16 protein-coding genes are annotated in these 22916 nt (G+C 68.0%); 15 read left to right on the plus strand and 1 reads right to left on the minus strand.

Annotated elements, in window-relative coordinates; all coding sequences use genetic code 11:
• The first annotated feature begins 100 nt into the window (after nt 1-100).
• From LJF27_RS04015 to LJF27_RS04030, 4 genes are all read left to right on the plus strand, one after another.
• Nucleotides 101-1783 carry a fatty acid--CoA ligase gene (locus LJF27_RS04015; protein ID WP_003103012.1) on the plus strand — a complete coding sequence of 561 codons (1683 nt, stop codon included), beginning with the start codon at nt 101-103 and terminating at the stop codon, nt 1781-1783.
• 211 nt (nt 1784-1994) lie between these two features.
• Nucleotides 1995-3920, plus strand: coding sequence for a DUF1302 domain-containing protein (locus LJF27_RS04020; RefSeq protein WP_003093045.1), 1926 nt, complete (start codon nt 1995-1997; stop codon nt 3918-3920).
• 60 nt (nt 3921-3980) lie between these two features.
• Complete coding sequence (locus LJF27_RS04025) at nt 3981-5348, plus strand: DUF1329 domain-containing protein (protein WP_003103009.1); 1368 nt, start codon at nt 3981-3983, stop codon at nt 5346-5348.
• A gap of 333 nt (nt 5349-5681) precedes the next feature.
• Nucleotides 5682-8402, plus strand: a complete 2721-nt coding sequence (locus tag LJF27_RS04030) for a LuxR C-terminal-related transcriptional regulator (RefSeq protein WP_003124089.1) — start codon at nt 5682-5684, stop codon at nt 8400-8402.
• Between the two features lie 31 nt (nt 8403-8433).
• On the opposite strand, the gene copA1 is transcribed toward LJF27_RS04030, so the two are convergent.
• Nucleotides 8434-10812: a copper-translocating P-type ATPase CopA1 gene (gene copA1, locus LJF27_RS04035; protein WP_003093042.1), complete on the minus strand. Its 2379-nt coding sequence runs from the start codon at nt 10810-10812 to the stop codon at nt 8434-8436.
• Between the two features lie 503 nt (nt 10813-11315).
• Here copA1 and LJF27_RS04040 point away from each other — a divergent pair.
• From LJF27_RS04040 to LJF27_RS04090, 11 genes are all read left to right on the plus strand, one after another.
• Nucleotides 11316-12707 (plus strand): PhoH family protein, encoded by a 1392-nt coding sequence (locus LJF27_RS04040; RefSeq protein ID WP_003093038.1) that lies wholly within the window; start codon nt 11316-11318, stop codon nt 12705-12707.
• Between the two features lie 248 nt (nt 12708-12955).
• Nucleotides 12956-13438 carry a cyclic pyranopterin monophosphate synthase MoaC gene (moaC, locus tag LJF27_RS04045; RefSeq protein WP_003093030.1) on the plus strand — a complete coding sequence of 161 codons (483 nt, stop codon included), beginning with the start codon at nt 12956-12958 and terminating at the stop codon, nt 13436-13438.
• Nucleotides 13435-13686, plus strand: coding sequence for a molybdopterin converting factor subunit 1 (gene moaD, locus LJF27_RS04050; RefSeq protein WP_003093027.1), 252 nt, complete (start codon nt 13435-13437; stop codon nt 13684-13686). Before moaC ends, moaD begins: the two co-directional genes overlap by 4 nt.
• A gap of 4 nt (nt 13687-13690) precedes the next feature.
• On the plus strand, nt 13691-14143 hold the full coding sequence (moaE, locus tag LJF27_RS04055; RefSeq protein WP_003093025.1) for a molybdopterin synthase catalytic subunit MoaE: 453 nt from the start codon (nt 13691-13693) through the stop codon (nt 14141-14143).
• Nucleotides 14144-14244: 101 nt separating this feature from the next.
• Nucleotides 14245-14802 carry a molybdenum cofactor biosynthesis protein B gene (moaB, locus tag LJF27_RS04060; protein ID WP_003137743.1) on the plus strand — a complete coding sequence of 186 codons (558 nt, stop codon included), beginning with the start codon at nt 14245-14247 and terminating at the stop codon, nt 14800-14802.
• A complete protein-coding gene (gene glp / locus LJF27_RS04065) occupies nt 14799-16022 on the plus strand; it encodes a gephyrin-like molybdotransferase Glp (protein WP_023117158.1) in 1224 nt (407 codons plus the stop codon). Before moaB ends, glp begins: the two co-directional genes overlap by 4 nt.
• Nucleotides 16023-16136: 114 nt before the next feature.
• Nucleotides 16137-17132 (plus strand): ubiquinone anaerobic biosynthesis protein UbiU, encoded by a 996-nt coding sequence (gene ubiU / locus LJF27_RS04070; RefSeq protein ID WP_003093020.1) that lies wholly within the window; start codon nt 16137-16139, stop codon nt 17130-17132.
• Nucleotides 17133-17143: 11 nt separating this feature from the next.
• On the plus strand, nt 17144-18034 hold the full coding sequence (locus tag LJF27_RS04075; protein WP_003137748.1) for a U32 family peptidase: 891 nt from the start codon (nt 17144-17146) through the stop codon (nt 18032-18034).
• A complete protein-coding gene (gene ubiT, locus LJF27_RS04080; RefSeq protein ID WP_003453900.1) occupies nt 18028-18525 on the plus strand; it encodes a ubiquinone anaerobic biosynthesis accessory factor UbiT in 498 nt (165 codons plus the stop codon). The genes LJF27_RS04075 and ubiT overlap by 7 nt, the downstream gene beginning before the upstream one ends.
• A 269-nt stretch (nt 18526-18794) precedes the next feature.
• Nucleotides 18795-20357, plus strand: a complete 1563-nt coding sequence (locus LJF27_RS04085) for an alkaline phosphatase D family protein (RefSeq protein WP_003104245.1) — start codon at nt 18795-18797, stop codon at nt 20355-20357.
• 36 nt (nt 20358-20393) lie between these two features.
• On the plus strand, nt 20394-22736 hold the full coding sequence (locus tag LJF27_RS04090) for an endonuclease/exonuclease/phosphatase family protein (RefSeq protein ID WP_003453898.1): 2343 nt from the start codon (nt 20394-20396) through the stop codon (nt 22734-22736).
• Nucleotides 22737-22916 lie beyond the last annotated feature (180 nt).

Below are 22916 nucleotides of genomic sequence, written 5' to 3' on the forward strand. Positions count from 1 at the left end.
TCACGGGGCAAATCACTCTTTTGACTGATGAACAAAGCCCGCCGACGGCTCTAGAGTCGGCCTCATCCTGACAACGAACCCGCTCCCAGGTGTACGCCCCATGCTGAAGACCCGTCTCATCCCGGCCGCCGCCGGCGCTTATCAGTATCCGTTGCTGATCAAGAGCCTGATGCTTTCCGGCCGTCGTTACGAAAAGAGTCATGAAATCGTCTACCGCGACCAGGTGCGCTACAGCTACGCCACCTTCAACGAGCGCGTCGCGCGCCTGGCCAACGTACTCAGCGAGGCCGGGGTGAAGGCCGGCGACACGGTGGCGGTGATGGACTGGGACAGCCATCGCTACCTGGAATGCATGTTCGCCATCCCGATGATCGGGGCGGTGCTGCATACCATCAACATCCGCCTCTCCCCGGAACAGATCCTCTACACCATGAACCACGCCGAGGATCGCTTCGTGCTGGTGAACAGCGAGTTCGTCCCGCTCTACCAGGCGGTGGCGGGGCAGCTGGCCACGGTGGAGCGGACCATCCTGCTCACCGACGGCGCGGAGAAGAGCGCCGAACTGCCCGGCCTGGTCGGCGAATACGAGTCGCTGCTGGCCGCGGCCAGCCCGCGCTACGACTTCCCCGATTTCGACGAGAACTCCATCGCCACCACCTTCTACACCACCGGCACCACCGGCAATCCGAAAGGTGTGTATTTCAGCCACCGGCAACTGGTCCTGCACACCCTGGCGATGGCTTCGACCATCGGCAGCCTGGACAGCATCCGCCTGCTCGGTACCAGCGACGTGTACATGCCGATCACCCCGATGTTCCATGTCCACGCCTGGGGCACTCCGTACGTGGCGACCATGCTCGGGGTCAAGCAGGTCTATCCCGGGCGTTACGATCCGGAACTGCTGGTCGAACTGTGGAAGCGCGAGAAGGTCACCTTCTCCCACTGCGTGCCGACCATCCTGCAGATGGTGATGAACGCCAGGGCTGCCCAGGGCGTGGACTTCAAGGGCTGGAAGGTGATCATCGGCGGGAGCGCGCTGAACCGCTCGCTCTACGAGGCGGCCAAGGCGCGCGGCATCCAGCTGACCGCCGCCTACGGCATGTCGGAGACCTGTCCGCTGATTTCCTGCGCCTACCTCAACGACGAACTGCTGGCCGGAAGCGAGGACGAGCGCACCACCTACCGGATCAAGGCCGGCGTGCCGGTGCCGCTGGTGGATGCGGCGATCATGGACGAACAGGGCCGCTTCCTCCCGGCCGACGGCGAATCCCAGGGCGAGCTGGTGTTGCGCTCGCCATGGCTGACCCAGGGGTATTTCCGCGAACCCGAGCGCGGCGAGGAGTTGTGGCGCGGCGGCTGGATGCACACCGGCGACGTGGCGACCCTGGACGGCATGGGCTTCATCGAGATCCGCGACCGCATCAAGGACGTGATCAAGACCGGCGGCGAGTGGCTGTCCTCCCTGGAGCTGGAAGACCTGATCAGCCGCCATCCGGCGGTACGCGAAGTGGCGGTGGTCGGGGTGCCCGATCCGCAATGGGGCGAGCGCCCGTTCGCCCTGCTGGTGGTGCGCGAGGGCCAGCAACTGGACGCCCGTGGCCTGAAGGAGCACCTCAAGCCTTTCGTCGAGCAGGGCAACATCAACAAGTGGGCGATCCCCTCGCAGATCGCGGTTGTTACCGATATTCCCAAGACCAGCGTCGGCAAGCTGGACAAGAAGCGCATCCGTATCGAGATCGCCCAGTGGCAGGAAGCCGGCAGCGCCTTCCTGTCGACCGTCTGACGGGGCTTTCCTACACCGCCGAAACGCCCGGAGGCCAAGCAAACGCTTGGTCTCCGCGTTTTCGCGACCGCCCGGTCATTCTCCATCCGCCGCAAAGGCGCGAGCCAGAGTGGTTGCGCCGCGCAAATCACACTTTCGAGGGATCAAGCGGCAGGCAGCGCTAGCTATAGTCCACGCACTCATAACAAAAAACACACATGGAGTAGCGTCGATGACAACCCGTAATCCGTTCTCGCGTCGGGCCCGGTTGCCGTTGGCCGTCAGCCTGGCTTCCTCGCTGGCGGCTCCGGCCTTTGGGGTGACCTTCAACATCGGGGAAATCGAAGGTTCCTTCGACTCGGCGTTGTCGGTCGGGGCCAGTTGGTCGACCGCCAAGCCGAACAAGAACCTGATCGGTGTGAACAACGGCGGCAAGGGACTTTCCCAGACCTCCGACGACAGCCACTTGAACTTCAAGCGTGGGGAAACGTTCTCGAAGGTCTTCAAGGGCATCCATGACCTCGAACTGAAGTACGGCGATACCGGTGTGTTCCTGCGCGGCAAGTACTGGTACGACTTCGAGCTGAAGGACGAGCACCGCGAGTTCAAGGACATCGACGACAGCGGCCGCAAGACCCTGGCCAAGTCCTCCGGCGCCGAACTGCTCGACGCCTTCATCTACCACAACTATGCCATCGGCGACCTGCCGGGCAGCGTGCGTCTGGGCAAGCAGGTGGTGAACTGGGGCGAGAGCACCTTCATCCAGAACGGCATCAGCGCCATCAACCCGATCGACGTCACCGCCTTCCGCCGGCCCGGCTCGGAGATCAAGGAAGGCCTGATCCCGGTGAACATGTTCTACCTGTCGCAGAACCTCACCGACAACCTGTCCGCCGAAGGCTTCTACCAGATCGAGTGGGACCAGACGGTGGTCGACAACTGTGGCACCTTCTTCTCCCAGCCGGACGTGGTGGCCGATGGCTGCGACCAGAACCTGGCGGTGCTGACCAACAACAAGGCGTCCATCAACCTGCTCAACAACGTGCTCGCCGGGGCTGGCCTGAGCGTTACCCCGTCGCCCTGGGACGAGGGCATCCTGGTCCGCCGCGGGCCGGACCGCGACGCTCGCGACAGCGGCCAGTACGGCTTCGCCCTGCGCTACTTCGCCGACGAACTGAACACCGAGTTCGGCGCCTACTACATGAACTACCACAGCCGCCTGCCGATCTTCAGCGGCCAGGGCGCCTCGGCCAGCACCATGGCGGCGATCAACGACCTCGCCACCCGCCTCGCCGCGATCAACCCGGCACTGGCCGCCCAGGCCGCGGCGGCGGCCACCGCCGGCAACTCCAGCTACTTCATCGAGTACCCGGAGGATATCCGCATGTTCGGCCTGAGCTTCTCCACCACGTTGCCCAACGGCACCGCGTGGAGCGGCGAAGTCAGCTACCGGCCCAACGCGCCGGTGCAGTTGAACACCACCGACATCCTCTTCGCCGGCCTCGACCCGGTGAGCATCGGCGGCAACCGCCCCTACGACAACGCCTCGGTGCTGAACGGCCAGGCCGGGCAGGACCTGCACGGCTATCGGCGCAAGGAGATCACCCAACTGCAGACCACCCTGACGCACTTCTTCGACCAGGTGATGGGCGCCGAGCGCCTGACCCTGGTGGGCGAGATCGGCTGGACCCACGTCGGCGGCCTGGAAAGCACCTCCAAGGCACGCTACGGGCGTGACCCGGTCTTCGGACCGGGGCCGCTGCCGGGGACCATCTCCGGCCTGGCCAGCTGCCAGGCGCTGAACGTCAGCACGCTGGGCACCGCCGAAGCGAACAACGTCAGCCGCTACTGCGAGAACGATGGCTATACCACCTCGGACGCCTGGGGTTATCGCGCCCGTGCGATCTGGGACTACAACGACGTGTTCATGGGTGTGAACCTCAAGCCCAGCGTGGCCTGGTCGCACGACGTCGATGGCTATTCGCCCGGCCCCGGCGCCAACTTCGAGGAAGGCCGCAAGGCGGTCAGCCTGGGGGTGGACGCGGAGTACCAGAACACCTACACCGCGAGCCTCTCCTACACCAACTTCTTCGACGGCAAGTACACCACCGTGGACGATCGCGACTTCGTCGCGCTCAGCTTCGGCATGAACTTCTGATGTACGCCGGCCCGGTGCGAACCGGGCCGGCGAGCAGGACTTAACGAGGACGACGAGCGAATGAAAACAACGAAGATTCTTCTGCATACCGGTGTACTGGCCCTGAGCCTGCTGGCCACCCAGGTGATGGCGGCGGTATCCGCCGACGAAGCGGCCAAGCTCGGCACCAGCCTGACTCCGTTGGGGGCGGAGAAGGCCGGCAACGCCGACGGCAGCATCCCCGCCTGGGACGGCGGCCTGGCGACCAACGCCGGCAGCGTCGACAGCCGTGGCTTCCTCGCCAACCCCTATGCCAGCGAGCAACCGCTGTTCACCATCACCGCGCAGAACGTCGACCAGTACAAGGACAAGCTGACTCCCGGCCAACTGGCCATGTTCAAGCGCTACCCGGATACCTACAAGATCCCGGTATACAAGACCCACCGCAGCGCCACCGTCCCGGCGGCGGTGCAGGAGGCGGCCAAGCGCAACGCCACCACCACCAAGCTGGTGGAAGGCGGCAACGGCCTGGAGAACTTCGATACCGCCAACCCGTTCCCGATCCCGCAGAACGGCCTGGAGGTGATCTGGAACCACATCACCCGCTACCGCGGCGGCAGCGTCCGGCGCCTGGTGACCCAGGCCACTCCGCAGGTCAACGGCTCCTACCAGCTGGTCTACTTCCAGGATGCCTTCACCTTCCGTACCAACCTGAAGGACTACAACCCGAACAAGCCGAGCAACGTGCTGTTCTACTTCAAGCAGCGGGTCACCGCGCCCTCGCGCCTGGCCGGTAACGTGCTGCTGGTCCACGAGACCCTCAACCAGGTCAAGGAGCCGCGCCTGGCGTGGCTCTACAACGCCGGCCAGCGCCGCGTGCGGCGGGCTCCGCAGGTGTCCTACGACGGTCCCGGCACCGCCGCCGACGGCCTGCGCACCTCGGACAACTTCGACATGTACAACGGTGCGCCGGACCGCTACGACTGGAAGCTGGAAGGCAAGAAGGAAATCTACATTCCCTACAACAGCTACAAGCTCGACGATCCGAAGATCAAGTACAGCGAAATCGTCAAGGCCGGCCACATCAACCAGGACCTGACCCGCTACGAGCTGCACCGCGTCTGGCATGTGGTCGCGACCCTGAAGCCGGGTGAGCGGCACATCTACGCCAAGCGTGACTTCTACATCGACGAGGACACCTGGCAGGCCGCCGAGATCGACCATTACGACGGTCGCGGCACCCTGTGGCGCGTGGCCGAGGCGCATGCCGAGCAGTACTACGACAAGCAGGTGCCCTGGTACGCGGTGGAAACCCTCTACGACCTGCTCTCCGGCCGCTACCTGGCGCTGGGCATGAAGAACGAGGAGAAACAGGCCTACGACTTCAACTACAGCGCTTCGGAAAGCGACTACACCCCGGCGGCGCTGCGCCAGGAAGGGGTACGCTGAGAAACGGCGTTCCTAGCCACGAAGAAACCGGCCTTGTGCCGGTTTCTTCGTTTTCGCGGGTGGCGCTGCCGCTCCGGCCGTCAATTCATTACAAAGTGTTTTCCCGCCTCCCCCGCGGATTCCGCCGCTGCCATTCTCCCGGCGGGCACCTGTGTGGCCGGGAAACGTTTGCCGCGCCTGGACCGCGCCGGGAAACCGGTCTTTCCTTGGTTATCGAGCTGAAGCGCCGGTGCGCTATTTCGTCCGAGCCGATGGATAGTGCTTCAAATAGCCATCACTTGTGGTTAGTCTCCGGAGCGTTCACGCCCCATACATAAACCAAGAAACCGGGTGATGACTGACTTCTCGCGCACCTTCTCGGGCACTCCATCCGCCGTCCTGCCGACGGCCAACCGCTTTTTCCGCCCCCCGCTGCCGTCGGCCCATGTGGCGCGCCCGCGTCTTTGCCGTCGACTGCGCGACGGACTGGACGGTCGCCTGCTGCTGATCGCCGCGCCCGCCGGATTCGGCAAGAGTTCCCTGGCCATCGAGTTCTGCGAAAGCCTCGATCCGCGCTGGCAGAGCCTCTGGCTGGGACTGAGCAGCCGCGAGAGCGATCCCGGACGTTTCCTCGAACGCCTGCTCGATGGCTTGCGACAGTACCACCCGACCCTGGGCGAAGAGGCCCTCGGCCTGCTGAAGATGCGCCAGCGTCACCAGCCGTTCGCCTTCGAGACCTGGCTCGACGACCTGCTCGACGAACTCGCCCCCTGCCTGGACCCGCAGCGTCCCCTGCTACTGGTGCTGGACGATTACCACCTGGCCCAGGGCGCGGTGCTCGACCGTTGCCTGCAATTCCTCCTCAATCACCTGCCCGAGGGCCTGGTGCTGCTGGTCACCAGCCGGCAGCGGCCGGACTGGCACCTGGCGCGCCTGCGCCTGTCGCGGCAATTGCTCGAACTCAGCGAACAGGACCTGCGCCTGACCGCCGAGGAGAGCGGGGCGCTGATGGCCGCCAGCGGCCTCGAACTCGACGAGGACGCGCTGGACGCGCTGCTCGAGCGCAGCGAAGGCTGGGTCGCCGGGCTACGCCTCTGGCTGCTGGCGCGCGGCGATCCAGAGGAGCAGGTCAGCCCCGGGGTACACGGCGCCGACGAACTGATCCGCGACTACCTGCTGGAGGAGGTGATCGAGCGGCAGCCGCCCGAGGTCCAGGCGTTCCTCGCCCAGACCGCGCGCTTCGAGCGCTTCTGCGCCGAGCTCTGCGATACCGTGCGCGAGGCCGGCGACAGCGCGGCGATCCTCGACCACCTGCAGCAGCACCAGGTCTTCCTCGTGCCGCTGGACGAAAACGGCCAGTGGTTCCGCTACCACCACCTGTTCTCCGACCTGCTGCTGGCGCGTCCCTTGCCCGACTTCGGTCCGTCCGCCGGCTCCCTGCACCTGCGCGCCTGCGGCTGGTTCAGCCGCCATGGCCTGCTCGACCAGGCGGTGGAGCAGGCGCTGCGCGCCGGCCAGCCGGACGTGGCGGCGAGCCTGGTGCAGAACCTGTCGGAAGAGCAACTGCTGGCGGAGCAGAACATCGCCACCCTGCTGCGCTGGAAGATGGACCTGCCGGACAGCCTCCTGGCGAGCACGCCGCGCCTGATCCTGCTGTACGGCTGGGCGCTGGCGCTGGCCTGCCAGCTGGATGCCGCGGAAGAACTGGCCGGCCAACTGGCGCGTTTCCTGCCGGCGCCGGACGAGTCCGCGCAGCGCGACCTGCTGGCCCAGTGGCAGGCCCTGAGCGGGGTGATCGCGCGCGGCCGCGGCGATATCGACAAGGCCGAGGCGCACTGCCGCGAGGCCTTGCAGGACCTCGCCGGGGAGCGCTACGGCACTCGCCTGCAATGCCTGTCGACGCTGAGCAACCTGGCGGTGACCCGTGGCGACTTCTGGCAGGCGCGCAACTACAACCGCGACGCCCTGGAGTTCGCCCAGCGCTACGGCAACCCGCTGTTCGAGGCGCTGGTCCATTACGACCGCGCCCGCGTCCTCCAGGCGCGCGGCGAGGTGGCGCGCGCCGAGGAGGAGGTGCGCCAGGGCCTGGAACGCCTCCAGCACCTGCCGGCGCAACGCCGCTACGCGGTGCGCGGGCGGCTCCTGCTGTACCGCGGCTACCTGCGCAGCCTGGCGCTGCAGCCGGACGAAGCGCGCAAATGGATCAAGCAGGGAATCGAGGAAACCCGCAGTTGCCGGGATGTCAGCCTGGTGATCGGCTATTGCGTCCTGGCCAGCCTGGAAGGGCGCCTGGGCAACTACGCGGCGGCGTTCGCCCGGCTTGGCGACGTCGAGCGGCTGATGCATGCCTGGGATATCCCGCCGATCTACTACCTGGCGGCGATCACCCTGATCAAGTGCGAACTCTGGCTGGCCCAGGGCCAGACCGAACTGGCCGGCGTCTGGCTACAGCGCCTGGGCGGCACCTACGGCGGGCAGGCGGCCACGCCGCCGGAATGCAGTCCGCTGCTGCCGCTGCATGTGGAGTTGCTCCAGGCCGGCCTGGAGCGCCGCGAAGGACGCCCGGAGGAGGCCGCCCGGCGTCTGGATCGGCTGGCCCGCTCGACGCGGGAGAACGGCGCATTGCTGCCGGCTCGCCTGGCCCTCGGCCAACTGGCCGCGCTGCACCTGGAGCAGGGCCGCGAGCGCGAGGCGCTGGCGACCCTGCAACAGGCCATGGAGGGCGCAGTCGGGGGAGCCTTGCTGCCGCTCCACGAATTGCTCGTGCAGCAGCCGGAATGGTTGCGCGAACAGTTGCAGCGCTTCCCTGCCTGTCCCGGCGCCCAGCGCATGCGCGCGCTGTTGCCGGAGCCGCCCGCCGAGCCCGCGGGCGGTGCGGGCGAGGTGCTCAGCGGGCGCGAACTGGCGGTGCTGGAGCTGATCGCCCAGGGGTTATCCAACCAGGAGATCAGCGAGCGGCTGTTCATCTCGCTGCATACGGTGAAGAGCCACGCCCGCCATATCAACGACAAGCTCGGCGTCGAGCGTCGCACCCAGGCGGTGGCGCGGGCCAAGCACATGGGGTTGTTGCGCTAGGCGCGCCACCCTATGTGCCTGGCGTGCTGGCTCAGGGCTTCCAGCGTCGCAGGAGCAGGGCGTTGCCGACCACGCTGACGCTGGAGAAGGCCATCGCTGCGCCCGCCACCATCGGGTTGAGCAGGCCGAAGGCCGCCAGCGGGATGCCGATCACGTTGTAGATGAAGGCCCAGAACAGGTTCTGGCGGATCTTCGCGTAGGTCCGCCGCGAGATGTCCAGCGCCGCCGGCACCAGGCGCGGGTCGCCGCGCATCAGGGTGATGCCGGCGGCGTGCATGGCCACGTCGGTGCCGCCACCCATGGCGATGCCTACGTCGGCAGCGGCCAGCGCCGGGGCGTCGTTGATGCCGTCGCCGACCATCGCCACCACCCGGCCCCGGCCTTTCAGCTCGGCGACCGTGGCGGCCTTGTCCGCCGGCAGCACTTCCGCGTGTACGTCGTCGATGCCCAGGGCCTTGGCCACCACCGCCGCGCTGCCGCGGTTGTCGCCGGTGATCAGGTGGCTGTGGATATCCCGTCCGCGCAGGGCCTCCACCGCTTCGGCGGCGCCGTCCTTGAGGCTGTCGCCGAAGGCGAACAGGCCGAGCACGCGTTTCTCCGGAGCCAGTTCCAGCAGCCAGGACAGGGTGCGGCCCTCGGCCTCCCAGTCCGCGGCGGCACTCGCCAGCGCGCCGGGCTTGAGTTCCTGCTCGTCGAGCAGGCGGCGGTTGCCCAGGGCCAGCCGGCGACCCTCGACCTCGCCCTGGATGCCGCGACCGCTGAGGGCCTGGCTGGCGTTCACCGGCGGAACCTCCAGGTCGCGCTCGGCGCAGCGCTCGAGCACGGCCTTGGCCAGCGGGTGCTCGCTGCCGCGTTGCAGGGCGCCGGCGAGCCTGAGCAGTTGCTCCTGGTCGTCGCCGCCGAGGTGGATGATCTGCGGTCGCCCGGAGGTCAGGGTGCCGGTCTTGTCGAAGGCCACGCTGGTGACCGCATGGGCGACTTCCAGGGACTCGGCGTCCTTGATCAGGATGCCGTGGCGCGCGGCCACGCCGGTGCCGGCCATGATCGCGGTCGGGGTGGCCAGGCCGAGGGCGCAGGGGCAGGCGATCACCAGCACCGCCACGGCGTTAACCAGGGCCTGCTCCAGGCCGACCCCGGCGACCAGCCAGGCGCCGAGGGTGACCAGCGCGATGAGGATCACCACCGGGACGAAGACCTGGCTGACCTTGTCCACCAGCTTCTGGATCGGCGCCTTGGCGGCCTGGGCGTCTTCCACCAGGCGGATGATCTTCGCCAGCACCGTTTCCCCGCCGAGCGCAGTGGTGCGCAGGAGCAGGCGGCCTTCGCCGTTGATCGCGCCGCCGGTGACCTTGTCGCCGGGAGCCTTGGGCACCGGCAGGCTCTCGCCGGTGATCAGCGCCTCGTCGGCGTGGCTGCTGCCGTCGAGCACCTCGCCGTCCACCGGGAAGCGTTCGCCGGGACGCACCACCACCTCGTCGCCGAGGCGCAACTCGGCGATCGCCACCTCTTCCTCGCGACCGTCGCGCAGGCGCACCGCGCGCTCCGGGCGCAACGCCTCGAGGGCGCGGATGGCGCTGGCGGTCTGGCGCTTGGCGCGGCTTTCCAGGTACTTGCCGAGGAGGATCAGGGCGATCACCACGGTGGAGGCTTCGAAGTAGAGGTGCGGCATGTGGCCGGGCGGGGCGGTCAGCCAGAGGTAGACGCTGAGGCCGTAGCCGGCGCTGGTGCCGAGGGCGACCAGCAGGTCCATGTTGCCGGCACCGGCCTTCACCGCGCGCCAGGCGGAGACATAGAAGCGCGCGCCGATGACGAACTGCACCGGGGTCGCCAGGAGGAACTGCGCCCACGGCGGCAGCATCCAGTGCAGGCCGGCCCATTCCACCAGCATCGGCAGCACCAGCGGCAACGCCAGCAACAGCGCGGCGATCACCCACCAGCGTTCGCGGCGCAGGCGGCGCTCGGCATCGTCCTGGCGTGGTTGCCCCGCGTCGAGCAGGCGGGCCTTGTAGCCGGCCTGTTCCACCGCCTGTAGCAAGGCCTGGCTGTCCACGGCGCCGAGCAGCTCGAGGTGGGCGCGCTCGCTGGCCAGGTTGACGCTGACCTCGCGTACGCCGGGCACCTTCTTCAGCGCCCGCTCGACCCGGCCGACGCAACTGGCGCAGGTCATGCCCTCGATGGACAGTTCCAGGCTGCGCGCCGGAACCTGGTAGCCGGCCTGCTCGACCGCCGCCACCAGGGCCGGCAGGCTGTCCGCCGGGGCCTGTACGCGGGCCTGCTCGCTGGCCAGGTTGACCGAGGCGGCCGCGACCCCGGGCACTTTCTTCAGGGCTCGTTCGACACGGCCGGCGCAGGACGCGCAAGTCATGCCGCTGACCGGCAGATCGAGCTCGGTTAGCGTGGCGCTGTTCATGAGTCCTCCTTGGAATGGACAGAAGTGGCACCGCAGGCGCCCTGGGAGGCGCCGGTGAGATCTGTCGCCAGGTTCAGCCTTGACATCGTGTCAAGGTCAAGCCCCGGATTCATACAGGAAGGCGGCGCAGGGCGCAGTGGCGGCTTTATGTCGCAGGAGCAGGGGGGAGGGGGAATGGCGCTGGAAAACCGTTGCGGCACGGAAAAGCGGAGGGTTTTCACAGGGGTGGGACCGATAACACTAGACCTCGCGAAGGGCTGCGCCAAGGTATTTCGTCGCTTGCGGAAAAAAAACCTGCTGATGACGAAAAGTACTTTTTACCGTCATATTTTTTGCGGTATTTGTGGAACCGTAGACCGCCGAACCCTGCAGCACAGGTGGCGGCCCCGGCCCTCACCTCTGCTGTCAGGCTCTCCCCACCGGAAGAGAGAAGGCGGCTCGCCCCCCGGCGGAGCGCCGACCCGGCATTCCGTCGCCAGGCCCTTAGCAGAAGGTGATCGCGTATGGATGACCACGGACGTTCCCGCCCCACCCAGCCCACCCTGTACGTCCTCGATACCAATGTCCTGATCCACGATCCGAATGCCCTGTTGAACTTCCAGGAACACCGCGTCGCGATCCCGATGACGGTGCTCGAAGAGCTGGACAAGCTGAAGACCGGAAAGCACACCATCGCCGCCGAGTGCCGCCAGGCCATCCGCCTGATCGACCAGGTACTCGGCGAGGCCACGCCCGAGCAGGTAGAGGGAGGGGTACCGATCCAGCGTGGCAAGAACGGCCCCAGCGGCAGCCTGTCGATCCTCATGAGCAAGCGTGCCGAGCCCATCACCTGGCTGCCGGAGCACCTCAACGACAACAAGATCATCAACCAGTTGGTCGAGCTGAAGAGCCGCCACAGCGGCGTGCGCGTGGTGCTGGTGACCAAGGACATCAACATGCGCCTGAAGGCGCGCGCCTGCGGGGTGGACGCGGAGGACTACCACACCGACCAGTTGATCGACGACGTGGCCCTGCTGTCGCGCGGCTACCATTCCCTCGCCGGCTCTTTCTGGGACCGCGTGAGCAAGGTCGAGACCCGCCAGGACCACGGCCGTACCTGGCATCGCGTGCAGCTCACCGACAACCTGCCGGCGGTGCACATCAACGAGTTCATCGTCGACGAACAGGGCTTCGTCGGCTGGATCAAGGGCATCCAGCAGGACGAGCTGACCATCCTCGACCTGCACCAGGAGCCGCTCCTGCACCAGGAAGCCTGGGGCCTGCGGCCACGCGACGTGTACCAGTCGCTGGCGCTGTACGCGCTGCTCGACCCGGACATCCACCTGGTCAACCTGTCCGGTGCCGCCGGTTCCGGCAAGACCATCCTGGCGCTCGCCGCGGCCATCGAGCAGACCATGGTCAGCAAGCGCTACCGGCGCATCATCGCCACCCGCAGCGTGCAGGGCCTGGACGAGGACATCGGCTTCCTGCCCGGCACCGAGGCGGAAAAGATGGAGCCCTGGCTCGGCGCCATCACCGACAACCTCGAAGCGCTGCACATGGACGACGAATGCACCCATGGCAGCGTCGACTACATCCTCAGCAAGGTGCCGTTGCAGTTCAAGTCGCTGAACTACATCCGCGGGCGCAGCTTCCAGCAGAGCCTGATCCTCATCGACGAATGCCAGAACCTCACGCCGCACCAGATGAAGACCATCATCACCCGCGCCGGCAGCGGTTCGAAGGTGATCTGCCTGGGCAACCTGGCGCAGATCGACACGCCCTACCTGTCCGCCACCAGCTCCGGCCTGACCTACCTCACCGAACGCTTCAAGGACTTCCCCCACGGCGTGCACGTGACCCTGCAAGGGGTGCCGCGCTCGGTGCTGGCGGAGTACGCCGAGGCGCACATGTGAAGTAGCCGGCGGCAATCGCCGGCCGATATCCCGCCCGGTTGAAAAAGCCGGGCGGGATATACATCCTGCCAGGCCCGGTCCGGGGACCGGGCCCGCATCGTTACCCGATCGGGATGAGGCGCCTTGCGCCGGCCTGCCCTACCTCTTTATGTATACAATCATCCCCCTTCCGAACCTCCCCCAGGCATCGCGTCATGCCCTCCAGGGCTTACAATGACTGGCCAGTATCCTCTTCCAGGAGCACCCACGTGCTGACCCATCTCGATTCCCAGGGCCGCGCCAACATGGTCGACGTCACGGAAAAGGCCGTGACCTCCCGTGAAGCCACGGCCGAGGCCGTGGTGCGCATGCGCCCGGAAACCCTGCAACTGATCCAGGACGGCGGCCATCCCAAGGGCGACGTCTTCGCCGTGGCGCGGATCGCCGGCATCCAGGCGGCCAAGCGCACCCACGAACTGATCCCGCTGTGCCATCCGCTGCTGCTCACCAGCGTCAAGCTCGAACTGCAGGCCGAGGCGCCGGACGCCGTGCGCATCCGCGCGCGTTGCCGGCTGGCCGGGCAGACCGGCGTGGAGATGGAGGCGCTCACCGCCGCCAGCGTCGCGGCCCTGACCATCTACGACATGTGCAAGGCGGTGGACCGCGGGATGGTCATCGAGCAGGTCCAGTTGCTGGAGAAGCTCGGCGGCAAGAGCGGCCACTACCGCAAAGAGGAGGAAGGGCAGGCATGATCCGCGTGCAGTATTTCGCCCGTTACCGCGAAGCCCTAGGCATCGACGGCGAGCAGTTGAACTGGGACGCCGGGCTGGCGACCCTCGGCGCCTTGCGCCAGCTCCTGGTGGAGCGCGGCGGGGCCTGGGAGCGTACCCTCGGCGAGCAGAACCTGATGTGTGCGCGCAATCAGGAACTGTGCGGCCTCGACGAGCCGTTGCAGGACGGCGACGAAGTCGCCTTCTTCCCCACCGTCACCGGAGGTTGAACCCATGGCCATCCGCGTCCAGCAGGCCGCTTTCGATCCGGGGCAGGAGCTTAACGCCCTGCATGCGCAGAACGTCGGCATCGGCGCGGTGGTCGGCTTCGTCGGCTACGTGCGCGACTTCAACGACGGTCGCGAGGTCGGCGGGATGTTCCTCGAACATTATCCGGGCATGACCGAGAAGGCCCTCGGCAAGATCGCCGCCGAGGCCGGGCAGCGCTGGCCGCTGCTGCGCCTGGAGATCCTCCACCGCATCGGCCGCCTGGAGCCGGGCGAGCCGATCGTCTTCGTCGGTTGCGCCAGCGCCCACCGGCAGGCGGCGTTCGACGCCTGCAACTTCGTCATGGACTACCTGAAGACCCGCGCGCCGTTCTGGAAGAAGGAAGACACCGCCGAAGGCCCGCGCTGGGTCGAAGGCCGCTGCAGCGACCAGGCCGCCGCGCAGCGCTGGGAGGAGTGACGTCTACCTCCTCGCGCCGCCGGCTTACCTCTTCGGAGGAATAGCCAGCCGGGGGCCCGCGGTTCAGGCTGAGGCATCGCCCGTTCCTAGGACTCCCTTCCATGAGCCACCTGGCCACCTCCACCTTCCAGCCGCTGAACATCGCCATCCTCACCGTCAGCGACACCCGTACCCTGGAAACCGATACTTCCGGCCAGACCCTCGCCGACGCGCTGCTGGCCGCCGGTCATCGCCTGCACCAGCGGAGCCTGAAGTCCGATGACATCTACCAGATCCGCGCGGTGGTCTCGGCCTGGATCGCCGACCCCGAGGTACAGGTCGGCCTGATCACCGGCGGCACCGGCTTCACCGCGCGGGACAACACCCCGCAGGCGGTCGGGCCGCTGTTCGAGCGCGATGTCGAGGGCTTCGGCGAACTGTTCCGCCAGGTCTCGCAGCGCGAGATCGGCACTTCCACCATCCAGTCGCGGGCGCTGGCCGGGCTCAGCAACGGTACCCTGGTGTGCTGCCTGCCCGGCTCGCCGGGCGCCTGTCGCACCGCCTGGAACGAGATTCTCCTGGCGCAACTGGACAGCCGCACCCGCCCGTGCAATTTCGTCCCGCACCTGAAGACCCCGCCAGCCGTGGCGCCGGTGGCCGGCTGCGGGTGCCGCTCGTGAGCGCTTGCGCCTGCGATGGCAGCCAACTGCGCCCGCTCGACGAGGCGCTGGCCGAACTGCTGGCGCGCGCGCCGCGCCCGCCAGCCTGCGAGAGCCTGGCCCTGGAGCGGGCGCTGGGACGAGTGCTCGGCGAGGACCTGCTGGCGCCGATGGACCTGCCGCATTGGGACAACAGTGCGATGGACGGCTACGCCTTGTGCTCCGCCGACCTGCCGCGCAGCGGCGGCAGCCTGACGGTCGGCGCGCGGATCGCCGCCGGCGACACCCGCGGCATGAGCCTGCCGCTGGGCCAGGCGGCGCGGATCTTCACCGGCGCGCCGCTGCCGACCGGCGCCGACTGCGTGGTGCCGCAGGAACTCTGCGTGGTCGACGGCGAGCGCGTGCAGTTGCCGCCGGTGAGCGCCGGCCAGCATGTGCGCCGGCGCGGCGAGGAGTTGCGTCGCGGCGCGCCGGTGCTGCGTGCCGGACAGCGCTTGCGCCCGCAGGAACTCGGCCTGCTGGCGAGTCTCGGCGTCGCCACGGTCTCGGTGCGTCGGCGCTTGCGCATCGGCCTGCTGAGCAGCGGCGACGAATTGCGCGAGCCCGGCCAGACACTGTTGGCCGGGCAGATCTACAACGCCAACCGTTACTGCATCGGCGCCTTGCTGCGCGGTCTCGGCTTCGAGGTGCACGACGAGGAAGTGCTCGCCGACGAACTGGTGGCCAGCCGCGATGCGCTCAGCCTGGCGGCCTCCGAATGGGACGCGCTGGTCACCAGCGGCGGTGTCTCGGTAGGCGAGGAAGACCACCTCAAGCGCGCCATCGCCGAGCTTGGCGAGGTCAACCTGTGGCGCCTGGCGATCCAGCCGGGCAAGCCGTTCGCCTTCGGCTCCGTGGCCGGCAAGCCCTGGCTGGGGCTGCCCGGCAACCCTGCGGCGGCGCTGGTCACCGCATTGCTGGTGGCGCGTCCGTTCCTGCTTCGCCAGCAGGGACTGTTCGACGTAGTGCCGCGGCCGCTGGCGCTGCCGGCGGCCTTCGACTGGCCGCAACCGCGGGCGCGTCGCCAGTACCTGCGGGCGCGGCTCGATGAACGGGGGCGGGTGGAAATCCACCCGCAGCAGGGCTCGGCGATGCTGCTTGCCGCCAGTTGGGCGGACGGGCTGGCGGTGATCGAGCGCGGCGCCACCCTGGGCGTGGGTGATGCGATCGACTTTCTGCCGTTCTCCGCACTGATGGCCTGAGGCCTTCTTGATCCCGGTCAAGCGCCGACCGGGAGCGTCTTTCTAGAGTGTGGCGCCTGTGCCCCGGGGTTGCCCACTGCCGCGGAGCGCGTTTTTCGCCAGAGGAGCAACCCCATGCAACTGGTCTGTCCGGCGGGCAGCCTGCCCGCCTTGAAGTCGGCCCTGCGACAGGGCGCCGATGCCATCTACGTCGGTTTCCGCGACGACACCAACGCCCGCCATTTCGCCGGCCTCAACCTTGACGAACGCCAGTTGCAGGAAGGCCTGCGGCGAGTCCACGAGGCCGGGCGGCAGCTCTACGTAGCGGTCAACACCTATTCCAGCGCGCAGGGCTGGGAGCGCTGGCAGCGCGCGGTGGACCAGGCCGCCGACCTCGGCGTCGATGCGTTGATCGCCGCCGACGTGGCGGTGCTCGGCTATGCCGCGAAGCGTCATCCGCGGCTCAACCTGCATCTGTCGGTGCAGGGCTCGGCAACCAATGCCGCGGCCCTGGCCCTCTATCACGAACGCTACGGCATCCGTCGCGCGGTCCTGCCCCGCGTGCTATCGCTGGCGCAGGTACGCCAGGTGGCGGCCGGTAGCCCGGTGCCGGTGGAGGTGTTCGCCTTCGGCAGCCTGTGCATCATGGCCGAGGGCCGCTGCCACCTGTCCTCCTACGTCACCGGCGAGTCGCCGAACCTCTGCGGCGTCTGTTCGCCGGCCAGGGCGGTGCGCTGGAGCGAGGAACCGGAGGGGTTGACCTCGCGCCTCAACGAAGTGCTCATCGACCGCTACGCCGCCGGCGAGGCGGCCGGCTACCCGACCCTCTGCAAGGGCCGTTTCCTGGTCAATGGCCAGCGCTTCCATGCGCTGGAGGAACCGACCAGCCTGAACACCCTGGACCTGGTCCCGCAACTGGCGGAAATCGGCGTGGCGGCGGTGAAGATCGAAGGCCGCCAGCGCAGCCCGGCCTACGTCGAGCAGGTCACCCGGGTCTGGCGCCAGGCGCTGGACAGCTACGCCAGCGCGCCGGGCGCCTATAGCGTGCAGCCGCAATGGCAGCGCGCGCTGGCCGGACTTTCCGAAGGGCACCAGACCACCCTGGGCGCCTATCACCGTTCCTGGCAGTGAGGACCGCCGCGATGAAACTGAGCCTGGGACCGCTGCTGTTCTACTGGGACAAGCGGCAGATATTCGATTTCTACGCCGAGATGGCCAGCCAGCCGCTCGACGTCATCTACCTCGGCGAGACCGTCTGCGCCAAGCGCCGGGCGCTGTCCCTGAATGACTGGCAGGCGCTGGCCCGCGAGCTGGCGCAGGCGACCCGTGCCGAGCTGGTGCTCTCCGGGCTGGCGCTGATCGAGGCCGCTTCGGAGCTGTCCAGCCTGCGCCGGCTATGCGAGAACGGCGAACTCCGGGTCGAGGCCAACGACATGGCCGCCGTCTATTACCTCAGCCAGCGCGGCGTGCCCTTTGTCGGCGGTCCGGCGCTGAACCTCTACAACGGTCATGCCCTGGCCGAACTGTATTCCTGGGGCATGCGCCGCTGGATTCCGCCGGTGGAAGTCTCCGGCAAGCTGCTGCGCGGGGTGCTCGACCAGGCTGCGCAGCTGGGCCTGGAGCAATTGCAGACCGAGGTCTTCGCCTACGGTCACCTGCCGCTGGCCTACTCGGCGCGCTGCTTCACCGCGCGGGCGGAGAACCGGCCCAAGGACGACTGTCAGTTCTGCTGCCAGCAGTATCCCGAAGGTATCCCGCTGCTCAGCCAGGAGGGCGAGGCGCTGTTCACCCTCAACGGCATCCAGACCATGTCCGGCAAGGTCAGCAACCTGCTGGCCGACTACCGCTCGCTGGAACATAGCGGCGCCGACCTGCTACGCCTGAGCCCTCGGGCGCAGGGCATGGCCGAGGTGATCGCGGCCTTCGACCGGGTACGCCAGGGTGCCGCTCCGCCGCTCGCCGTGGAAGGCTGCAACGGCTACTGGCACGGCCGGCCGGGGATGCTGCGGGCAGAGGAGGCGGGGCTATGCTGAACCGCCAACGCCTGCTCCTCGGCGTCGCCGGACGCCTGTTGCCGCTGGCGGCGAGGGTTCCGCGCGGGCTCCAGCACCTGGTCCTGCAACGGGTCGCCAACCGGCTGTTCGCCCAGCCGCTGGAGGAGGGCGCCTTCGACCTGCTGGAAGGTCGCTGGCTGCGCCTGGAAGTCAGGGACCTCGGCGTCGGCTGGTGCGTCACCCGGGTGCCCGGCGGCCTGCGCCTGGTCGAACGGCCACGGGCCAGCGTGACCATCCGCGGCGACTGGCGCGACTTCCTGCTGCTGGCCAGCCGGCATGAGGACCCGGATACCCTGTTCTTCCGCCGCCGCCTGGTGATCGAGGGCGACACCGAGCTGGGCCTGGCGGTCAAGAACCTCCTCGACAGCCTCGACCCGGAGCACCTGCCGCCCTGGTTGTGGAACGCCGTGGAACGGGCCGGGCGGGCAGTGCAGGAGGAGCGCGGCGAGGCGCTCCAGGGGCCGGTCTAGGGGGCGCGGGGCGGCTGAGGTCGGTGGAAAGGGGCGTATAGCGACGCCAATGTCGCTGGGCGCGCCCCTCCGATTGGGTGTATTCCCTGAAGCCTGAAACTCACTGAGGCTCTTTTCAGCGAGGCAACGCCCGGTTCGTTGCCGCATGGGCGGCGCGGAGCGAATGGACGTTTCCCCTGACCAAACGGATAGCCTGTCTGTCCCCGTAACGCCCCTGTCAACTTGCCCCGGTAAACCGGACCTTCGTGAAGCCTGCGGAGAACTCCGGTATGAGTGGGATGGACCTCAAGCGCCGTCGCGTCGTGCAAGGCCTGGGCGCTGGACTGCTGTTGCCGGCGCTGGGCGCGCCGGCGGTGATCGCCTCGCCCAGGGCGCGGCCGAAGCTGACCGATGGCGTGCAATCCGGCGATGTGCAGGGCGACCGCGCGCTGGTCTGGAGCCGCACCGACCGCCCGGCGCGGATGATCGTCGAATGGGACACCCGTAGCGTCTTCAGCGAGCCGCGTCGGCTGGTCTCGCCGGTCACCGACGAGCGCCTCGACTACACCGCGCGCATCGACCTGCGTGGCCTGCCGGCCGACCAGTCGATCTTCTACCGGGTGCGCTTCGAGGATGCCCGCGACGGCAGCCTGAGCAAGCCCTGGTTCGGCCACCTGCGCAGTGCGCCGAGCGAGGCGCGCAATATCCGTTTCGTCTGGAGCGGCGACACCTGCGGGCAAGGTTTCGGGATCAATCCGGATATCGGCGGCATGCGTATCTACGAAGCCATGCGCCGGCGCCAGCCGGATTTCTTCCTGCACAGCGGCGACACCATCTATGCCGATGGGCCGATCCCCGAACGCATCGAGACCGAGAGCGGGCGCATCTGGCGCAACCGGGTGACCGAGGCCAAGAGCAAGGTCGCCGAGACCCTCGACGAGTTCCGCGGCAACTACCGCTACAACCTGCTCGACGACAACCTGCGCCGCTTCAACGCCGAGGTGCCGCAGATCTGGCAATGGGACGACCACGAGACCACCAACAACTGGTCCTCCAGCAAGCAGCTCGACGAGCGCTACCAGGTGAAGGACATCGACGTGCTGGCGGCCCGTGCACGCCAGGCGTTCCTCGAATACGCGCCGCTGCGCTTCCAGCGCCAGGGGCGCGACGGGCGGATCTACCGCAAGGTCGCCTACGGCCCTTTGCTCGACGTGTTCGTCCTCGACATGCGCAGCTACCGCGGCGGCAACAGCGCCAACCTGCAGGCGCGGCGCAGCGCCGCCACCGATTTCCTCGGCCGTGAGCAGTTGCAATGGCTCAAGCGCGAGTTGCGCGGTTCGCGTGCGCAGTGGAAGGTGATCGCCGCCGACATGCCGATCGGCCTCTGCGTGCCCGATGGCAAGGACGCCCAGGGTCGCGACCGCTGGGAGGCCATCGCCAACGGCAACGACGGCGCCGCCCTCGGCCGCGAGCTGGAGATCGCCGACCTGCTGCGCTTCGTCCAGCGCGCCGAGGTGCGCAACACCGTCTGGCTGACCGCCGACGTGCATTACTGCGCAGCCCACCACTACAGCCCGGAGCGTGCCGCGTTCAAGGACTTCGCGCCGTTCTGGGAGTTCGTCGCCGGGCCTCTCAATGCCGGTAGTTTCGGACCCAACGCGCTGGATGGCACGTTCGGCCCGCAGGTGATGTTCCAGAAGGCCCCGCTGGTCCAGAACAGTTCCCCCTTCGCCGGCTACCAGTTCTTCGGCGAGGTGGAGATCGATGCGCAAAGCCGCGCGCTCACCGTCACCCTGCGCGACCTCGACGGCGAGCCGGTGTTTTCCCAGGAACTGCAGCCCGACGGCGCCTGAGCCGCGGCGACCCCATTCCGATAAAGGAGTATCCCGATGCACCCCTTGCGTAACGCCGCCCTGCTGGGCGGCCTGGCCCTGCTGGGCCTGCCGGTGGCCAACGCCGCCGAGCTGATCATCTCCGAGTATGTCGAAGGCAGCGGCAACAACAAGGCGCTGGAGTTCTACAACAGCGGCAGCCAGGTCCTCGACCTCTCCGCCTACCGCGTCGAGTTCTATTTCAACGGCGCCAGCGCGGCGGGCCGCAGCATCGACCTGAGCGGCAGCCTGGCGCCGGGCAAGACCTTCGTCCTCGCCAACGGCGTGGCCGACCCGGCGTTGCTGGCGCTGGCCAGCCAGCGGGTGGAAGGCAGCTGGTTCAATGGCAACGATGCGGTGCTGCTGCGCCGGCGCGGCGGCGAGATCCTCGACAGCCTCGGCCAGGTCGGCTTCAACCCCGGCACGACCTGGGGCAGCGGCGATGTGCAGACCCTCGACCGGAGCCTGGTGCGCAAGGCCGACATCCGCGACGGCGACAGCGATCCCAGCGACGCCTTCGACCCGGCGGCGCAATGGCTGGGCTACCCGCGCGACACCTTCGCCAACCTCGGCCAGCATGGCGCTGGTGAGCCCGGCGGCGGCGAGGAGGCCGGCCTGCGACCGATCCACGAGGTGCAGGGCGCCGGCGCCGAAAGTCCGCTGGTGAACCAGCGGGTCGCCATCGAGGGCGTGGTGGTCGGCGACTTCCAGAACGCCAGCGAGCTGAAGGGCTTCTACGTGCAGCAGGAAGATGCCACGGTGGACGGCGACCCGGCGACCTCCGAAGGCATCTTCGTCTACGACGGCGGCAACGGCAGCGACGTCAAGCTCGGCGACCGCGTCCGGGTGACCGGCCAGGTCCGCGAGTTCAACGGCCTCACCGAACTGGTCGGGCCGCTGCAGGTCAGCGTCCTGGCGAGCGGCGTGGCCTTGCCGACGCCGGCCGGCATCAGCCTGCCGCTGGCCAGCGCCGATGCGCTGGAGCGCTACGAAGGCATGCGCGTGCAGCTCCGCCAGACGCTGACCGTCAACGAGGTCTACAACCTCGGCCGCTACGGCGAGGTCCTGCTGTCCTCCGGCGGCCGCCAGATGACTCCGACCAACGTGGTGGCTCCCGGCGAACAGGCCAAGGCCATGCAGGCGCGCAACGACCTCGACCGGATTCTCCTCGACGACGGCCGCAGCGGGCAGAACCCCGACCCGATCCGCTACCCGGCACCGGAACTGAGCGCCTACAACAGCCTGCGCGTCGGCGACCGTACCAGCGCCATCGACGGCGTGCTCGACTACTCGGCCGGCAGCTACCGTATCCAGCCGTTGCAGACGCCGACCTTCGAGGCGGCCAATCCGCGTCCGGCCCAGCCGGCGGTGGAAGGGCGCCTGCGGGTGGCCAGCTTCAACGTGCTCAACTACTTCAACGGCGATGGCAAGGGCGGCGGTTTCCCCACCTCGCGCGGAGCCAACACGGCCGAGGAGTTCCAACGGCAGAAAGCGAAGATCGTCGCGGCGATCCTCGCCTCGAAGGCGGACATTGTCGGCCTGATGGAGATCGAGAACGACGGCTACGGCGAGTTCAGCGCCATCGCCGACCTGGTCAACGGCCTCAACGCCAGCCTGCCCCAGGGCCAGCGCTATGCCTTCGTCAACCCGAACCGGGCGAAGCTGGGCAGCGACGAAATTGCCGTGGGGCTGATCTATCGCGGCGACAAGGTCCGCACCTATCGATCCGCGGCGGTGCTCGACAGTTCGGTGAACCCGGAGTTCGACGACACCCGCAACCGTCCGACCCTGGCCCAGACCTTCCAGGAGATCAATGGCGGCGAACGCCTGACCATCGCGGTGAACCACCTGAAGTCGAAGGGCTCGGCCTGCGACGGCGACCCGGACACCGGCGACGGCCAGGGCAACTGCAACCTGACCCGGGCGCGCGCCGCCCAGGCCCTGGTGGACTGGCTGGCGGGCGATCCGACGGGCGCCAAGGAGCCTGATCGCCTGATCATCGGCGACCTCAATTCCTATGCCAAGGAAGACCCGGTGAACGTCATCCGCAGCGCCGGCTACACCGACCTGGTGGCGCGTCAGGCGGGCGCAGGAAAGGGCTATTCCTACGTGTTCTCCGGGCAGTCCGGCTACCTTGACCACGCCCTCGCCAACGCCAGCCTGGCGCGCCAGGTACGTGGCGCGGTGGAGTGGCACATCAACGCCGACGAGCCCCGGGTGCTGGACTACAACGTCGAGTTCAAGACCCCTCGGCAGCAGGACAGCCTGTACAACGCCGAGCCGTACCGGGCCTCCGACCACGACCCGGTGGTGATCGGTATCGACCTGCGCCGGGTGGCGATGAAGAAGCACCGCAGGTAGGCAGCGGATAGCGCCCGTGGCGTTGGTCGCCATGCAGAAAGGCCACCCTCGGGTGGCCTTTCTGCATGGCACGTGGGCCTGTAGGGCGAATAACCGCTTGCGGTTATCCGCCGTTGCGGCGGGATGCCGGCGGATAACGCCGGTGGCGTTATTCGCCCTACGGAACGGAGCCCCCTCCAG

Source organism: Pseudomonas sp. 203-8 (genome assembly GCF_020708595.1).
GTDB lineage: Bacteria > Pseudomonadota > Gammaproteobacteria > Pseudomonadales > Pseudomonadaceae > Pseudomonas > Pseudomonas aeruginosa.

Coding starts and splice junctions, on each gene's coding strand:
- LJF27_RS04015 (WP_003103012.1), top strand. CDS start 101: ATGCTGAAGACCCGTCTCATCCCGGCCGCCGCCGGCGCTTATCAGTAT.
- LJF27_RS04020 (WP_003093045.1), top strand. CDS start 1,995: ATGACAACCCGTAATCCGTTCTCGCGTCGGGCCCGGTTGCCGTTGGCC.
- LJF27_RS04025 (WP_003103009.1), top strand. CDS start 3,981: ATGAAAACAACGAAGATTCTTCTGCATACCGGTGTACTGGCCCTGAGC.
- LJF27_RS04030 (WP_003124089.1), top strand. CDS start 5,682: ATGACTGACTTCTCGCGCACCTTCTCGGGCACTCCATCCGCCGTCCTG.
- copA1 (WP_003093042.1), bottom strand. CDS start 10,812: ATGAACAGCGCCACGCTAACCGAGCTCGATCTGCCGGTCAGCGGCATG.
- LJF27_RS04040 (WP_003093038.1), top strand. CDS start 11,316: ATGGATGACCACGGACGTTCCCGCCCCACCCAGCCCACCCTGTACGTC.
- moaD (WP_003093027.1), top strand. CDS start 13,435: ATGATCCGCGTGCAGTATTTCGCCCGTTACCGCGAAGCCCTAGGCATC.
- moaE (WP_003093025.1), top strand. CDS start 13,691: ATGGCCATCCGCGTCCAGCAGGCCGCTTTCGATCCGGGGCAGGAGCTT.
- moaB (WP_003137743.1), top strand. CDS start 14,245: ATGAGCCACCTGGCCACCTCCACCTTCCAGCCGCTGAACATCGCCATC.
- ubiU (WP_003093020.1), top strand. CDS start 16,137: ATGCAACTGGTCTGTCCGGCGGGCAGCCTGCCCGCCTTGAAGTCGGCC.
- LJF27_RS04075 (WP_003137748.1), top strand. CDS start 17,144: ATGAAACTGAGCCTGGGACCGCTGCTGTTCTACTGGGACAAGCGGCAG.
- ubiT (WP_003453900.1), top strand. CDS start 18,028: ATGCTGAACCGCCAACGCCTGCTCCTCGGCGTCGCCGGACGCCTGTTG.
- LJF27_RS04085 (WP_003104245.1), top strand. CDS start 18,795: ATGAGTGGGATGGACCTCAAGCGCCGTCGCGTCGTGCAAGGCCTGGGC.
- LJF27_RS04090 (WP_003453898.1), top strand. CDS start 20,394: ATGCACCCCTTGCGTAACGCCGCCCTGCTGGGCGGCCTGGCCCTGCTG.